Origin of the sequence: Alsobacter soli (assembly GCF_003004785.1) — a bacterium.
In the GTDB taxonomy this organism is placed as follows: domain Bacteria; phylum Pseudomonadota; class Alphaproteobacteria; order Rhizobiales; family Beijerinckiaceae; genus Alsobacter; species Alsobacter soli.
On record NZ_PVZS01000029.1, the window covers coordinates 16037 to 31023 of the forward strand.

Here is a 14987-nt window from a genome sequence, read left to right on the forward strand (position 1 = left end):
GGGAAGGGGATCCAGGGGCCACGCGCGCCGGCGTCGGCGCGCCTCTCGAAAAATCGCGACGGCCAGCCCCCTCAAGCGCCCCGCAACGACCGCCTTGCCGGCTTCCTCATCCCAATCCTTGCGCAGGCGGCCCTGGATCCCCTTCCCGGCGCTTCGCGCCGCCGGGGATGACGGCGGCGGACGTGGGCGGTCCCCTGTTCCTGAGGCGCAGCATTCCGCCCGTCATGGCCGGGCTTGCCCCGGCCATCCACGAGACCACCGCCGCCCTGGCCTGCGGCGCGGCGTGGATGCCCGGGACAAGCCCGGGCATGACGGCGAAGGGCGCGGCGCCACTGGGTCGCGTCGTCGCTGCGCTCCTCGCGATGACGGGGACGCGACCTGCCGGCGTTCCCCTCGCGTCATCCCCGGCCGGAGCCGCGGAGCGGCGGAGGGGAAGGGGATCCAGGGGCCACGCGCGCCGGCGTCGGCGCGCCTCTCGAAAAATCGCGACGGCCAGCCACATCTTGCGCCACGCAAGGACCGCCTTGCCCGGCTGGCTATTCCCAATGCTTGCGCAGGCGGCCCTGGATCCCCTTCCCGGCGCTTCGCGCCGCCGGGGATGACGGCGGCGGGCCCCCGACACTCTCCTCGCCGCTCCCGCTCCCCTTGGCTCTCCTTGCTCTCTCGCTCGGCTCTCCTTGCCTCTCCCGCTCCCCTCAGCCCCTCGAGCCAGCGAGCCTCACCCCGGGGCCGCCGCCGTCGGGGGGGATGAGGGCCACGCCGGCGGCGTCGAAGGCGGCCAGGATCTGTTCCTCGGAGGCCCGGTGCAGGTCGTGGCGGCCCTTCTCGAAATCCCGCACCGTGCTGCGGGACACGCCCGCCGCATGGGCCAGGTCTTCCTGCGTCCAGTCGAGGAGCCCGCGGGCGGCGCGGCAGAGGGCGGGAGAAAGCGTCAGGGACACGGCCGAAGAGTCCACCAAAAAGGTTGAAATAGGCGTTCGGCCTTCCCAAATCAAGCCGGCCCCCCGACCGACCGACCCGGAGCCCGCATGCCGCATCATACGTCCCTGATCGCCACCATCGTCGCCGGCCTGGGGCTCGCCTTCGTGTTCGGGGCCATCGCCAACCGGCTGCGACTGTCGCCCCTGGTGGGCTACCTGGTGGCAGGCGTCCTCATCGGCCCCTTCACCCCGGGCTACGTGGCCGACCAGGCGCTTGCGCCCCAGCTCGCCGAGATCGGCGTCATCCTGCTGATGTTCGGCGTTGGGCTTCACTTCTCCCTGTCGGACCTGATGGCCGTGCGGCGCATCGCCGTTCCGGGCGCCCTGGGGCAGATCGCCTTCGTGACGCTGGTCGGCTGGGGCCTCGCCCACCTCATGGGCTGGGGGGCCGGCGCCGGGCTGGTGTTCGGGCTTTCCCTGTCGGTGGCCAGCACGGTCGTCGTGCTGCGGGCGCTTCAGGAAAAGCGGCTGATCGACACGGAGCGCGGCAAGATCGCGGTCGGCTGGCTCGTGGTGGAGGACCTCGCCATGGTCCTCGCCCTGGTGCTGCTGCCGGCCGTCTCGGGCCTTCTCGGGGGCAAGGCCACCCACACGGGCGCCGGGGGCGGGCTGGTGGCCTGGCTCGAGCCGGAGAGCGTGTGGGCGGCCCTGGCGCTCACGCTGGTGAAGGTCGGCGCCTTCCTGGCCGTGATGATGGTGGTGGGCCGCCGGGTGATCCCGGCCGTGCTGCACTGGGTGGCGCACACGGGCTCGCGGGAGCTGTTCCGGCTCGCCGTGCTGGCCATCGCGCTCGGGGTGGCGTTCGGCTCGGCCGAGCTTTTCGGCGTCTCGTTCGCGCTGGGCGCCTTCTTCGCCGGCATGATCCTGGCCGAGTCCACGCTGAGCCAGCAGGCCGCCCAGGAGACCCTGCCCCTGCGGGACGCCTTCGCGGTTCTGTTCTTCGTTTCCGTCGGCATGCTGTTCGACCCGACGATCCTGCTGCGCCAGCCCCTGCCGGTGCTCGGCACGTTCCTGGTCGTCATCCTCGGCAACGCGCTCGCCGCCTTCGTCATCGTGCGCCTGTTCCGGCGCTCCATGCGCACGGCGCTCACCATGGCGGCGAGTCTGTCCCAGATCGGCGAGTTCTCGTTCATCCTGACGGGGCTTGGCGTTGACCTCGGGTTGCTGTCGGAGGCCGGCCGCGACCTCGTGCTGGCGGCGGCCCTCCTGTCCATCGTCGCCAACCCGCTATTGTTCGCGGCCCTGGACGCCCTGGCGCCCTGGATCGAGCGCAAGGACGAAGCGGCCGAGAAGGGGCGCCCGGAAAAGCCGGGTGCGCCGCCCGTCGAAGAGAAAGCCGAGTTGCCCCGCACGGCGCTCTCTCACCACGCGGTCCTGGTCGGCTACGGCCGGGTCGGGAGCCTGGTCGGCGAAGCCCTGCTCGCCAAGGGGCAGCCGCTGCTGGTGATCGAAGAGCGCCGCGAGGTTGTTGAAGCGCTGCGGGCCCGCGGGATCGAGGCCATCGCCGGCAACGCGGCCCAGGAGGGCCTGCTGGAGGCCGCCGCCATCGACCGGGCGCGGTGGCTGATCAGCGCCATTCCGAACCCGTTCGAAAACGGCAACCTCGTGGAACAGGCGCGAGGCGCCAACCCGGGGCTGGAGATCATCGCCCGCGCCCATTCGGACGCCGAGGTGGACTACCTGCGGAGATACGGGGCCAACTTCATCATCGTGGGCGAAACCGAGATCGCCCGCGGCATGACGGCCCACATCGAGAGCCGCATGGGCGAGGCGACGTCGTCCGCGGCGTGACTGAGTCGGTCAGACGCACTGCTTCGTCATCGCGAGGAGCGGAGCGACGAAGCGATCCAGAGGCTGCGGGGCCTCAATTCTGGGTCGCTTCGCTGCGCTCACGATGACGGTTGAATGAGCCCTCGCCTCGGTTTCTAGCGTGCCCTCATGCCCGGCCAGAGCCGCGAAGCGGCGGACGGGAAGGGGTCCAGGGGCCGCGCGCGCGGACGGATCCGGAATGCGGAGGGCGCGCACCAGCCCCTCTGGATCCCCTTCCCGCGCCTTCGGCGCGGGATGACGGTCGCGGGCGACCGGACGCTGTCAGCCGCCGCGTCAGCGCGAGGCGGACTGGACGCGGCATTCCCGGATGCGCCCGTCGAAGCTCCTGTAGGTCTGCGAGACGGGATCGAAGGACCTGTAGTGCTCGCAGCCGGCCGAGCCCGGCGCGTAGCGGCGAGCCGGTCCGGCTTCCTGGGCGAGCGCGGCGCGGCGCAGGCGCTTCCTCTGCCTGGGGGTCAGCTCCTCCAGCCGGGGCGTCCCGGCGGACGGAGCCAGGGCGCCCGTCTCGAGCTCAGCCGCGTCCGCGGCCATCCAGGCGCGCCGCGAGGGCGCGGCCGGGGCCGCCGGAATCACGGGAGCAGGCTCCGGGGGAGCAGCCGCGGCGGCCTGCGCCGGCGGGGCCGGGACGGCGGCGGGTCCAGGGGCGGGCTGCGCCGGAATGGCCGCGGCCTGCGTGGCGGGGGCGTCCTGCCGGGGCGCCGGCTCGGTCTTGACCGGGACAATGGGGGCAGGCCTGGGCTGGGTCAGCACCGGGCCGATCTTGCCCGCGTCCGCGGTTGGTCCTTCGGAACTTGGGAAATGGGTGACAAGCGCCAGGTACCCGACGCCGATGCACGTCGCCATGAACACGAGAAGGCCGAGCGTCCGCACGATTTGCACGATGATCTTGGCACCATTGCTCATGGCAGCGCTCTGCATCAATTCCGCGCCGTGACGTTGTTGTCCGGCGTCCCGGTGGATCAACAAGAACACTTGGCGTCGGTTCCCGAACATTGTCGGAACCTGTTGCGAAAAACCTTCGACGATCGCCGCGCCCAGGCCGGAGGACACGAGGGCGGTCCTGTCCACCTTGTAATTTGGCCCGCTTCCGCGCCGCTGCTACGATGCCGCCATGACGTTGACGCCCGCTTCGATCCGTTTCGCTTGTCTTGCGACCGCGCTCGCGCTCGCGGGGCCGGCCGCCGCGGCGCCCGAGGGCGCGCCCTCCCCTGCGGCCATGCGCGCCTGCGCGAGCATGGGCGCCGGGTTCGTGAGCCTGCCCGGGGGCGCGTGCGCGCGCGTGGGCGGGCGCGTACGCTACGAGGGCGGCTACGCGCAGCCTCGCGCGCGCGGGCAGGCGAGCACGGGCACGGCCGTGACCGGGCGCGCCTTCGTGGACGCGCGCACCCAGACGGAGGCGGGCCCGGTGCGCGCCTATGTGCGCGTGGGCGTGTCCCGCCGCGCGGGCGCGCTCGCCTCCGACCCCGTCCGCTGACGCGCCTGCGCCCCCAGCACGCTCGTCCAGCGATCGGCGGTACAGGGCGTCGTAGTCGGAGGGACCGATCAGCGCCTGGGCGGCGAAGGCGGACGGAACGGGAATGGAGGCGCCGGTCACGGCGGGCTCGTGGGTTTTTGCGCGGGGTCGTCCCATACCGCACGTCCGCGGCCTGCGCGATGCGCCTGGCGTGGCGCAGCCATGAGAAGAACCCATGCAGGGCGCCGCCCGGCGGAACGGTCCGACCGCGGCCGGATTATGCCGACGAGCGCGCCCTGCGCCTTTCCGGCGGCCCTGCGATGGATTGCGAGCCCCTATCAGCGTTCCCGCGCCAGGTGGCCCGATCGGCCGCCTCCGGCCTGCGGCGGCGCCTCACCCGGACCGGGATGGCGGTCGGCTCGGCCGTGACTGGCTGGGCCCTGATGTGGGCGCAAGCCCTGGACCTTGCTCCCCTCCCCGTCTGGCCAGGCCTCGCCCTGTTCGGCTTCGGACTGGCGCTGATCCCCACGCTGCCCGGGGCGGCGCGAACCCAGGCGGCAGCGCCCGCCCGCAAAGCGCAGGCAGTCTGGGCCGCATCGCTCGGCGGTGGCCGGACGGTTCTGGGCCGGGAGCCCAACGAGGACACGATCGGGGACGAACTGGCCCCCGGTCCCGCTGGATTGCTTCGCTTTCGGCTCGCAATGAAGGGGAAGGCGGTTCGGGGGTCCCCGGGACGCGTCCGCGGATGACGGCCCGGCGGGCCGGGCGGGCAGCCTGGTTTGCCACCCCCAATGGACCGGCGTAGGGTCGCGCCGAATCCGAACCTGCAGGCGTCCCCCGATGTGCTCCCACGACCATTCGCACAACCATCACCACGATCACGAGCACGGCGGCCACGACCACGCCCACGAGGCCCCGCGCTGGAAGCATGACGGCGTGCGGGTGATCAAGGGCGACCAGCTCGACGCCAACACGGCCCAGACGCCGGGCATGTTCCGGCAGGCCGCCATCAACGCCGCGCGGGTCGGCGCGCAGAAGATCTGGGCCGGCACGGTCGCGATCGAGCCCAACGCCAAGACGGGCGTGCACCATCACGGGGCGCTGGAGAGCGTGATCTACGTGGTGAGCGGCAAGGCGCGCATGCGCTGGGGCGACCGGCTCGAATACGTGGCCGAGGCCGGCCCGGGCGACTTCATCTTCGTGCCGCCCTACGTCCCGCACCAGGAAATCAACGCCGATCCGAACGAGCCGCTGCAATGCGTGCTCGTGCGGTCGGACAACGAGGCTGTCGTGGTGAACATCACCGACGTGGACCCGGTGGAGAAGCCCGAGTCCGTGTATTGGGTCGACCCGATCCACAAGCGCCCGGATTGAGCGAGGCGCTCCCCCGGCTGACCATCACCGATCAGCCGGGCGGTTATGAGCGGTTCCGGTCGCGGTAAGGAAGAATCCCGGCGAGTTGACTTTTTTCCTGATCGTCCAAGTATCCGAGGTGCGTCCCAAGAAAATCGATTACGGGTTGCACGCCAAACATTCGCAGGCCAGTCGCCGTCATGAGTAGCTGCGCGAAATATGGCGAAGCATTCCGCATAGCGTCCGCAAGTTCCTGGTCGGTCCTACGACCGAAAAGAAATGCAGCCATGTTCAGCAACCGGTTTTGTAAGTCGTTAAGCGGGCGATGATGCTGAAGGGAGTCCGCGATCCGTTCGAAAAGGAGGGAGAGATGACGCATACCGTTCAGTTGCGTATCGGTGATCCTTTGGGCATGGTCTGCATGGAACTCACGCCGCCTCTCCTCCCAAGCTGGAAAGACGCTAGCCAGGGCGTTCGACCCCTGAAGGATAGGACCATCTGACATGACAGTGTCCCACAACCTCTGCATCGTTTCCTGCCGTAAGGCCGCAGGCATCGCCGTACGGATCCAATTCAAGGTATCTATGGTCCGCACGGTCCACCAGCGGGCATCCTGGTCTGACGACCCCATGAACCTAGCGAAATCGCGTGTGATTGTTTGAAAAAGGGTGCTGTATCCTCGAAAGAAATCGTTGCGCAACCTCGGATTCACCTCAACGGCAAGGCGCATAAACAGCTGCACGCTGGCTTGGGGGCCGTGCATGCTCTGCATGGCGCCTGGGGAAGCCGCGAAGCTGCGGAGGAAGTGCGTGACCAATCCGGATTGGTTAGCCGGAATGCGAGCAAGCGTATCCGCATAGAGCTGCAGAGTATGCGGATCGAGAGGGACCGGGTTGGCCGGGTGTACAGCGCTCGAGGTGGAAGCGCGAGACTCGGATCCCGCCACCGGAACAAAGGGCAGAATGGCCGCCAGCACTTCAGTCCGGGGGTTAGGGGGGTCGAACGGACTCGCCGCCCGCATCGGAAGGTAGAAGCCGTGTTCGCCGAGATACCGGGCCATGGCTGGCCGCAGTTCGCGGTGGTTGCGGGCCCAGCTGATGAACGCATCGGCGACTGCATTCGCCCGTTCATCCGTGCCGCCGCTAGCGGCATAGGTCAGCCGAGCGAGAGACCGAATTTCATCATCGGTCGTTCGTCCCACGGCCATATCGCTCAACCAATTGGGATTGGCGGCAACCATGGAATCCACAACTAGCCGACTCATCTGCTCGGGGTGGAGTTCGCCATAGTGCCGGATGAGCCCCTCGGGCCCGAGATTGTTGATCAGCGTGATCAGACCACTCGCTGCGACAGGGCTGTTGCGCATGAATTGCAAGGCGAGTAGGCGATAGGTTTCCACGAGCGGGCCATAACTGGCCGGACGGTGGTCCGTCCAAATTCGCCCAAGCCTTGCGAACTCGAGGTTGATGAGCCCCTCCTGACTGATTGGCGATTGTTGGAATGCACCGAACAGCAGGTTAGCGAGTGGACCGTGGACCTGTATCCGAAACTGGTTCGCCGTCAGGCGCAGCAACGAGGCTACGACCGTGAGTTCCATGGTCCGCCACCAGGCTTTATCGCCGTGCCCCTTGATGCCGCGCACGGCTCCTGCGGCGGCGGGCGCCTGAACGAAGCCGATATCACTCCTGTCGCCGACCTTCGCGTAGAAATCGCGGAAGTCGATCGTGTCCATGCCGCCGGCCTGGCCGGGCTTGCCGCTCGAGGCCTGGTTCAGCGTGAAGGAGCGGCCATCGTACTGGACACCCTGGCGTCCGCGGCTGCCGAAGACATGGCCAAACGACACGGCCGCCTTATCGCCGCTCACTCCCTCCACGATGCTGTGCGGCACGATGCGCACGGTGACCATGGGCGGGAACGCTCCCTTGCCGATAGGGGTCAGCACGGCGGCGCCGCTCGTCACTCCATCGGCCCGGGCGACGATGGCCCCGGCCGCGTTCCTGACCTCGACGGAGCCCCCGCGGGGAACGCCGAGCACCTTCAGGTACTCGACCGCGGGCGGCGGAGGGCTGAAGCCGACGACCTGTGTGCCGCGACGGAGCTTCGCATGCACATCGCTGACGTCGATCACCTCCGTCGCCCACTGGGTCGACAGGCTGGATCCGACGCTGAAGAGAGCGCCGTCCCACGAGACGCTTTGGGCGCCTTCGGCTCCAAACACATGGTTGAACGCGAACGATGAAGCAGGCTGGCCCGTGTCGCGTCCGTGAACCTCGACCACGGCGCTCTTCGGAAACGCCTGGCCTTGGGGCGGTTTGATCCTGACCACCCCGTATTCATCGGCCTGGCCTGTGGCGATAACGCCGCCGGCGGTCTTGATCACCACCTTGCCATGGGGCGGGACCCCGCGCACCACGAGCTGCTTGATGGCTACGGGCTGCACAGTTTGAGGGGCGGCGACGTGGGAGGCGGCTGTCGTCGTCGTCTTGGCGCGCGTGTGCGAGGCCGAACTGGTGCTCATGACGAACCTTTCAGTAGAATTTTTTGGGTCCGTTTAAGACTTCGTTCACCATGACCATCAATCCGCGCCGACTACGGAGCTGTCTACGTAGTGCGGTGGGAGGGGCGGGCGCCCCGGCCCCGGGTTGGCGAGGAGCCAGCCCCCCTGCCAACGGCGCGGTCGTTTGCTGAATCGGCCGTAGGGCCGTCTCCCGTCCTTGCAAGGAGCGCAGCGACGAGGCCATCCAGGGGGCCGCGCGGGACCGTTGCGTTGCGCCTGGCGGCCCCTGGATTGCTTCGCTGCGCTCGCAAAGACGGCGGGACGGGTGAGGGGAAGGCGCGCGTTGAATGGGCGGCAACGCCTTGCCCCGTCATCGCGAGGAGCGCAGCGACGAAGCGAGCCAGGTGGCCAAGCGGGCCGTTGCGCCTGGCGGCCCCTGGATGGCTTCGCTGCGCTCGCAAGGACGTACATCAGTCATGGCCGGGCCTGTCCGGCTATCCACGTCGCTGGCGAGGCGTGGATCCCCGGGACAAGCCCGGGGATGACGGCGGAAGCTGGGATGATCCAAGTTTCTGGATGTCCCCGGGGCTCGTCCACATGCTCGCGGGCGACGCAAAAAGAAAGCGCCCCGGCGTGGGACCGGGGCCTTGGCCGGGGCGCGGCCCCGGGTCGTGGAAGGCGGCGGACCGCCTCGCCTTTTCGACTGCTCAGAGGCGATAGCGGATGTGGTCCGTCCAGAAGCGCTCGAGCCGGCTCAGGGCGGTGTTGACGATCTTGAACTCGTCCGACGAGATGCCGCCGATCTGCTCCACCGTGCGGACGTGCTTGTCGTACAGGCCCTTCACGATGTCATGCACTTCCCGGCCCTGCTCCGTGAGGCTGATGCGGACCGAGCGACGGTCCACCCGCGAGCGGGCGTGGTGCAGGTAGCCCATCTCGACCAGCTTCTTGACGTTGTAGGAGACGTTGGAGCCAAGGTAGTAGCCGCGGGTGCGCAGCTCGCCGGCGGTCAGCTCCTTGTCGCCGATGTTGTAGAGCAGAAGGGCCTGGACGCTGTTGACGTCCGAGCGGCCGCGACGGTCGAACTCGTCCTTGATGACGTCGAGCAGGCGGCGGTGAAGACGCTCCACCAGCGTCAGCGCCTCGATATAGAGCGGACGAACTTCGCCGGCCGGGGAAGACTTGTCCTGAACCTCGTAGGCTTTCACGGCGGTATTCATGTTGAGCCTCGCTGCTATCCCTGTTTGCCGAGTGATCCCGGCTTCGTTGATAGCAAAACTAGCCGCATCCTCTAAAAGGCCGCTTAAGCAACGAGATGAATCGAATGTTCACAATTTCGAGGTAAATCGAACTTAAATGCTGCGCATTGACTAGTTTGACAGACCGTTTACCTAACGATCTTTAAACATCTCGGGCCGCCAGCCAGGACAGGGCGATATAGGCCAGGACCGCCACGGATTCCGCGGCGACGCCGATGACGCCAAGCAGGTGCGGCAAGGCGGGCGCGAGGCCGCCGACGAGCAGGTGGCTCATCACGGCCAGCAGCCACATGACCCCGCCCCAGGTGCTGGTCAGCCACAAGCCAACGCCGGCCACGAGATCGAGCACGGAAAAGATGATCACCACGGCCCGGCCGGCCGGGTCCAGGGCGTCGAAACTGGCGCCGTGCGGGCCGACGCCCAGGATGGTGAGCCAGTAGAACAGGCCCTTCGCGACCCAGATGGCCGCCATCACGCGCATGAACACGACCAGCACGTAATCCCAGGCGATCGAGCTGCCCTCCGGGTGCGTATCCGGAGCGGAGGATCCGCGTTGCTGGTCGAAGCTCACGACAGGGCCTCCGGGATCTTCAGCTCTTCTTCGAGGGGCGCAAAGTAACGGGCGACCATCTCGGGCGAAACCTGCGCCAGCGCAGCCGGCGACCAGTTCGGGGACTGGTCCTTGTCGATCACCGCGGCCCGAACGCCCTCGTAGAAGTCGGGCGTGTCCACCATCCGGGAGACGATGCGGAACTCGGCGCGCATGGCCTCGGCGAAGCTCATGGCCTTGCCGCGGCGCATCTGCTCCAGCGCCACGGACAGGCTGGTCGGCGACTTGGAGCGGATCACGGCCGCCGCATCCTCGGCGAAGGACGACCCGGCCGCAGCCGCGCCGTCGAGGCGCTCGAGGATCTCGCCGACGCTCAGGCCCAGGAAGCAGCGGTTGATCTCCGCGAAGTTCGCCATGGCGGGCGCCTCGCCCGGGGATTTGGCGTGCCTGGTCAGGACCGCATCCACCGGCTCGCCCGCGACGAGGTCGTCCAGGATGGTCGGGAAGCTCGCCGAGGCGGCCGTGTGGGTCGCAAGGCCCAGCGCCAGGGCGTCGGCCGCCTTCACCCGGGCCCCGGTGAGCGCCAGCCAGGTTCCGCTTTCTCCCGGCAGGCGCGGCAGCGCGTAGGTCGCCCCCACGTCGGGGAAGAAGCCGATTCCCACCTCGGGCATGGCGAAGAGATAGCGCTCGCCGGCCACCCGGTGGCTGCCATGAAGGGACACCCCGACGCCGCCGCCCATGACGATGCCGTCGATGAGCGCCACGTAGGGCTTGGCGTAGGCGTCGATCAGGCAGTTGAGGACGTATTCCTCCCGCCAGAACGTCAGGGCCTCCGCTTGCCGCCCGGCCTTGCCGAGGTCGTAGAGCTGGCGAATGTCGCCGCCGGCCGAGAAGGCCCTTTCGCCCGCGCCGATGATCACGACGCGGGTGACCGCAGGGTCATGAGCCCATTCCTCCAGCGCGGCCCGGATGAGGCGCACCATCCCGAGCGTGACGGCGTTCAGCGCCTTGGGACGGTTGAGCGTGATGACGCCCGCCGCGCCGCGCTTCTCGCAGATCGCTTCGGGCTCGGTCCCGGCGGACGGCGTCGGCTTGGAATCGGACATGCAGGCGGCTCGCTTTGAAGGCTGGCGGAAGGGCGCGGAGTGAAGCCCGCGGCGTCCGCGGCGTCAACGCACCCATGCGTAGAATTGCGGGCGCGGCGCATGGCCGCTTCCGGGCGGGGCGCGACGGTGCTACTCCACCGTTCAGAACGTTTCCAAGATGCACCCCCAGATCTCGGAGGACCGCGCCCATGGCGTCCCGGGTCACACCGTTCCAGAGCCCTGCCGCGAAGGCCGAACCGGCTCCAGCGTCCGCCAGGCTCGACCTGACGCACCGCCCCCGGCGCAACCGCAAGTCCGAATGGGCGCGCCGGCTGGTGCGGGAGAACGTGCTGACCGCCGACGACCTGATCTGGCCGATGTTCATCGTCGAGGGCCAGAACACGCGCGTGCCGGTGGCCTCCATGCCGGGCGTGGAGCGGCTCAGCGTGGAGGAGATCGTGCGCGAGGCGGAGCGGGCCGCGGCGCTCGACATCCCCTGCATCGCGCTGTTCCCCTACACGGAGAAGTCGCTGCGCGACGCCGAGGGGAACGAGGCGCTCAACCCCGAGAACCTCGTGTGCCGAGCGTGCCGGGCGGTGAAGAAGGCCGTGCCGCACATCGGCATCCTGACCGACGTGGCGCTCGACCCCTACACCAGCCACGGCCATGACGGGCTTATGGACGACGAGGTCATCCTCAACGACGAGACCGTCGCCGTTCTCGTGCGCCAGGCCCTGAACCAGGCCGAGGCGGGCTGCGACATCGTCGCGCCCTCCGACATGATGGATGGGCGCGTCGGCGCAATCCGCGCGGCGCTGGACGCCGCCGGCAAAGGGGACGTGCAGATCATGGCCTACGCGGCCAAGTACGCCTCCGCCTTCTACGGCCCCTTCCGGGACGCGGTGGGCAGCAACGCGCTGCTCAAGGGCGACAAGCGCACCTACCAGATGGATCCCGCCAACGGCGACGAGGCCCTGCGCGAGGTCGCGCTCGACCTCGACGAGGGCGCCGACATGGTGATGGTGAAGCCCGGCATGCCATACCTCGACATCGTCCGGCGCGTGAAGGAGACCTTCGCGGTCCCGACATTCGCCTACCAGGTGTCCGGCGAGTACGCGATGATCATGGCGGCCGCGAACAACGGCTGGCTCGACGGCGAGAAAGCCATGACGGAGAGCCTGCTCGCCTTCAAGCGGGCCGGCGCCGACGGCGTCCTGACCTACTTCGCCCCGCGCGTGGCGGAGAAGCTGAAGCACCGCTGACGCGGGCCGACCGCAACCGGCCCGTGACAGCGCCGCGGGCCCGGTTATCCTGCCGGGATGCTCCGCCTGCCCGCCGCCCTCGCGGCGATTCTCCTTCTGGCGCTCGCCAGCTGTTCGACCCTGATCGACGCCGACCAGGCGCGCCTGTGCCGGGAGGTCATCCCGGCCATCAACCCCGCCGGGAGCACGTTCGCGCTGGGGCGGATCACGCCTTCGGAGGACCGGCGCGGGCTGCGGATCGTGTATCGCGCCCAGCCGCCGGACGAGCCGCCGCGGACACGCTTCATCCAGTGCCGCTTCGCCGGGGACTCGCTGTCGCGCAACCGGCAGGAGCTCACGGGCGTCGCCACTGAGCAGGGCGAGCTCGGCGAAGCCGCGATGTTCTTCCTGCGCCGGTTCTACCTGTCGCAGGCCGACGCCGCGCTGGACGACCCCGGCGGCCTCGACGCCCTTGCCCTGCCGACCGTGTCCAAGCCCGTCGCCTACGGCCTCCAGCAGGCGCTGGGGGCCCTGCCCCAGGCCGCCATCTACGGCCTGCTGGCGGCGGCCTATTCGCTCATCTACGGCCTTGTCGGACGCATCGTGTTCGGGTTCGGGGAGATCGCCGCGATCGGGGGCTACGGCGCGCTGCTCGGCATGACGCTCATGGTCCAGCTCGGGGCGCGGACGCCCTTCGCGGGCCTGGCGCTGGCCGCCGTGTTCTCCATCTACGCGGCCGGCGTGTTCGGCATGGCGAGCGGGCGCCTCGTGGTGGCGCCGCTGATCTCGGGGCCGGGGCTGCCCATCCTCATCGCCACCACCGGGCTGATGATGGGCCTCTCCGAGTTCCAGCGGCTGGCCCAGGGCAACGACCTGCGCTGGACCTCGCCGGTGCTGAACGCCCCCCTGCCGCTGGTGCGGGGCGGGGACTTCGTCGCCACGGTCACGCCCATCGCGCTGATCGTCAGCGCTCTCGCCCTGCTGGCCGCGGTCGCCCTGCTGCTCGCCATGCGCTTCACCCGCTTCGGGCGCGCGTGGCGGGCCTTCGCGGACGACCCACGGACCGCGGCGCTGTTCGGGGTGGATCCGCGCGGGATCTTCCTGCTCACCTTCGCGGTGTCGGCGGCGCTGGCCGGCCTGGCGGGCTTCATCATCACCGCCTACTGGGGCGGGGTGGGCTACGGCTATGGCCTCACGCTCGGCCTCAAGGCCCTGGTGGCGGCTGTCATCGGGGGCATCGGCTCGGTGGGCGGCGGATTGGCCGGCGGGGTGGTGATCGGGCTGGCGGAGGCGCTGTGGTCGGCTACCATGCCGCTTGAGTCCAGGGACATCGCCATCTACGCCCTGCTCAGCATCACGCTGGCGCTGCGCCCCGGAGGGCTGTTCGGCTGGCGCGACCTCCTTCCGAGACGGGTTTAAGCCGATGACCATTTCGCAACACGTTTCCCTTAATGACATCCGGGCCGCCGCCGCCGCCATCGCCGGCCAGATCCTGCAGACGCCCATGCTGCCATCGCCCAGGCTTTCCGCGGCGACGGGCGCGAACATCTTCGTCAAATACGAAAACATGCAGTCCACGGGCTCCTTCAAGGAGCGTGGGGCCCTGAATCGACTGCTGCAGCTGACGCCGGAGGAGCGCACGCGCGGCGTGGTGACCATGTCGGCCGGCAACCACGCCCAGGCCGTGGCCTACCACGCCAGCCGCCTCGGCGTGCCGGCCACCATCGTGATGCCGGCGACGACGCCGCTGGTGAAGGTGGAAAACACCCGCTCGTACGGCGCCACGGTGGAGCTGCACGGCGACACGCTGGTCGAGGCCCGCGACCGCTGCGAGGCGCTGCGCCTCGAGCGCGACCTCGTGCTGGTGCACCCCTACGACGACGCGGCCGTGATCGCCGGCCAGGGCACGATCGCGCTGGAGATGTTCGCCGCGAATCCCGACCTGGACCTCCTGGTGATCCCCATCGGCGGGGGCGGGCTCTGCGCCGGCAACGCGGTCGCCGCCAAGGCGCTGAAGCCCTCGATCCGGGTGATCGGCGTGGAGGCGGCGCTCTACCCCTCCTTCGTGAACGCCATCCGGGGCGAAAACCGGCCGATCGGCGGCCCCACCCTGGCCGAGGGCATCGCGGTCAAGACCGTGGGGCAGCTGACGCTGCCGATCGTGCGCGACCTGGTCGAGGACATCCTGCTCGTGGACGAGCCGGCCATCGAGCGCGGCGTGAGCTGCTTCGCCACCCTGGCGCGCAGCATGGCCGAGGGCGCCGGCGCGGCGGGTCTCGCCGCCCTGTTGGCGGAGCCGGCGCGCTTCCGCGGCCTGAACGTCGGCCTCATCCTGTGCGGCGGCAACATCGACGCCCGGCTGCTCGCCGGCATCATGGTGCGCACCCTGGAGCGGGAGGAGCGCATCTCGTCCTTCCGCATCACGACGGCGGACCGGCCGGGGCTGCTGGGCGCCATCGCGTCGCGGCTGGGCGAGTTGGGCGCCAACATCCTGGAGGTGTCGCATGGACGCCTCTTCCTGGACGTGCCGGCGAAGGGCGTGACCATCGACGTGACCGTGGAGACGCGCGACGCCGCGCATACGCGCCAGGTGCTGGCGGCGCTCGCCGCCGACGGGCTCGCCCCCAAGGTGATCGAGCGCCGCAGCGCGTGAGGGCTCCTCCTCCCGTCTTTGCGAGGAGCGCAGCGACGAAGCAATCCAGAGCGGCGAGGCTCAACGGCTGGATCGCTTCGCTGCGC

13 protein-coding genes are annotated in these 14987 nt (G+C 69.4%); 7 read left to right on the plus strand and 6 right to left on the minus strand.

Annotated elements, in window-relative coordinates:
- Nucleotides 1-695: 695 nt before the first annotated feature.
- Nucleotides 696-935: a helix-turn-helix transcriptional regulator gene (locus SLNSH_RS19940; RefSeq protein ID WP_245422425.1), complete on the minus strand. Its 240-nt coding sequence runs from the start codon at nt 933-935 to the stop codon at nt 696-698.
- 93 nt (nt 936-1028) lie between these two features.
- Here SLNSH_RS19940 and ybaL point away from each other — a divergent pair, with 93 nt between their 5' ends.
- The gene (ybaL, locus tag SLNSH_RS19945) at nt 1029-2771 is read left to right on the plus strand and encodes a YbaL family putative K(+) efflux transporter (protein ID WP_106339233.1); all 1743 of its coding nucleotides are present in this window, start codon (nt 1029-1031) and stop codon (nt 2769-2771) included.
- Between the two features lie 312 nt (nt 2772-3083).
- Here ybaL and SLNSH_RS19950 read toward each other — a convergent pair whose 3' ends face one another.
- The gene (locus SLNSH_RS19950) at nt 3084-3713 is read right to left on the minus strand and encodes a BA14K family protein (protein WP_146140319.1); all 630 of its coding nucleotides are present in this window, start codon (nt 3711-3713) and stop codon (nt 3084-3086) included.
- Nucleotides 3714-3921: 208 nt separating this feature from the next.
- Here SLNSH_RS19950 and SLNSH_RS19955 point away from each other — a divergent pair, with 208 nt between their 5' ends.
- The 3 genes from SLNSH_RS19955 to SLNSH_RS19965 all read left to right on the plus strand — a co-directional run bounded on the left by SLNSH_RS19955 (nt 3922) and on the right by SLNSH_RS19965 (nt 5637).
- Nucleotides 3922-4284, plus strand: a complete 363-nt coding sequence (locus SLNSH_RS19955) for a porin (protein ID WP_106339237.1) — start codon at nt 3922-3924, stop codon at nt 4282-4284.
- 299 nt (nt 4285-4583) lie between these two features.
- Complete coding sequence (locus tag SLNSH_RS19960) at nt 4584-5012, plus strand: hypothetical protein (protein WP_106339239.1); 429 nt, start codon at nt 4584-4586, stop codon at nt 5010-5012.
- A gap of 91 nt (nt 5013-5103) precedes the next feature.
- On the plus strand, nt 5104-5637 hold the full coding sequence (locus SLNSH_RS19965; protein WP_106339241.1) for a cupin domain-containing protein: 534 nt from the start codon (nt 5104-5106) through the stop codon (nt 5635-5637).
- Nucleotides 5638-5680: 43 nt separating this feature from the next.
- Here the strand turns inward: SLNSH_RS19965 and SLNSH_RS19970 are convergent, their stop codons facing one another.
- The 4 genes from SLNSH_RS19970 to SLNSH_RS19985 all read right to left on the minus strand — a co-directional run bounded on the left by SLNSH_RS19970 (nt 5681) and on the right by SLNSH_RS19985 (nt 11028).
- Nucleotides 5681-8134 carry a hypothetical protein gene (locus SLNSH_RS19970; protein ID WP_106339243.1) on the minus strand — a complete coding sequence of 818 codons (2454 nt, stop codon included), beginning with the start codon at nt 8132-8134 and terminating at the stop codon, nt 5681-5683.
- A 686-nt stretch (nt 8135-8820) separates the two neighbouring features.
- On the minus strand, nt 8821-9333 hold the full coding sequence (gene ldtR / locus SLNSH_RS19975) for a transcriptional regulator LdtR (RefSeq protein ID WP_106339245.1): 513 nt from the start codon (nt 9331-9333) through the stop codon (nt 8821-8823).
- A 181-nt stretch (nt 9334-9514) separates the two neighbouring features.
- Nucleotides 9515-9943 (minus strand): DUF6163 family protein, encoded by a 429-nt coding sequence (locus SLNSH_RS19980; RefSeq protein ID WP_106339247.1) that lies wholly within the window; start codon nt 9941-9943, stop codon nt 9515-9517.
- The gene (locus tag SLNSH_RS19985; protein ID WP_106339249.1) at nt 9940-11028 is read right to left on the minus strand and encodes an enoyl-CoA hydratase/isomerase family protein; all 1089 of its coding nucleotides are present in this window, start codon (nt 11026-11028) and stop codon (nt 9940-9942) included. Before SLNSH_RS19985 ends, SLNSH_RS19980 begins: the two co-directional genes overlap by 4 nt.
- 188 nt (nt 11029-11216) lie before the next feature.
- Between SLNSH_RS19985 and hemB the strand changes: the two genes are divergently transcribed.
- From hemB to SLNSH_RS20000, 3 genes are read left to right on the plus strand one after another with little or no spacing between them, the layout of a single operon-like run.
- Complete coding sequence (gene hemB / locus SLNSH_RS19990) at nt 11217-12269, plus strand: porphobilinogen synthase (RefSeq protein WP_106339251.1); 1053 nt, start codon at nt 11217-11219, stop codon at nt 12267-12269.
- A gap of 57 nt (nt 12270-12326) precedes the next feature.
- On the plus strand, nt 12327-13667 hold the full coding sequence (locus SLNSH_RS19995; RefSeq protein WP_106339253.1) for a branched-chain amino acid ABC transporter permease: 1341 nt from the start codon (nt 12327-12329) through the stop codon (nt 13665-13667).
- Between the two features lie 4 nt (nt 13668-13671).
- Nucleotides 13672-14901: a threonine ammonia-lyase gene (locus tag SLNSH_RS20000; protein ID WP_106339255.1), complete on the plus strand. Its 1230-nt coding sequence runs from the start codon at nt 13672-13674 to the stop codon at nt 14899-14901.
- Nucleotides 14902-14987: the final 86 nt, after the last annotated feature.

Excerpts from the sequence above, each read along its gene's own strand:
- SLNSH_RS20000 (WP_106339255.1), top strand. The coding sequence starts at position 13,672 with ATGACCATTTCGCAACACGTTTCCCTTAATGACATCCGGGCCGCCGCC.
- SLNSH_RS19950 (WP_146140319.1), bottom strand. The coding sequence starts at position 3,713 with ATGAGCAATGGTGCCAAGATCATCGTGCAAATCGTGCGGACGCTCGGC.
- hemB (WP_106339251.1), top strand. The coding sequence starts at position 11,217 with ATGGCGTCCCGGGTCACACCGTTCCAGAGCCCTGCCGCGAAGGCCGAA.
- SLNSH_RS19985 (WP_106339249.1), bottom strand. The coding sequence starts at position 11,028 with ATGTCCGATTCCAAGCCGACGCCGTCCGCCGGGACCGAGCCCGAAGCG.
- SLNSH_RS19955 (WP_106339237.1), top strand. The coding sequence starts at position 3,922 with ATGACGTTGACGCCCGCTTCGATCCGTTTCGCTTGTCTTGCGACCGCG.
- SLNSH_RS19960 (WP_106339239.1), top strand. The coding sequence starts at position 4,584 with ATGGATTGCGAGCCCCTATCAGCGTTCCCGCGCCAGGTGGCCCGATCG.
- SLNSH_RS19965 (WP_106339241.1), top strand. The coding sequence starts at position 5,104 with ATGTGCTCCCACGACCATTCGCACAACCATCACCACGATCACGAGCAC.
- SLNSH_RS19995 (WP_106339253.1), top strand. The coding sequence starts at position 12,327 with ATGCTCCGCCTGCCCGCCGCCCTCGCGGCGATTCTCCTTCTGGCGCTC.
- ybaL (WP_106339233.1), top strand. The coding sequence starts at position 1,029 with ATGCCGCATCATACGTCCCTGATCGCCACCATCGTCGCCGGCCTGGGG.
- SLNSH_RS19970 (WP_106339243.1), bottom strand. The coding sequence starts at position 8,134 with ATGAGCACCAGTTCGGCCTCGCACACGCGCGCCAAGACGACGACGACA.
- ldtR (WP_106339245.1), bottom strand. The coding sequence starts at position 9,333 with ATGAATACCGCCGTGAAAGCCTACGAGGTTCAGGACAAGTCTTCCCCG.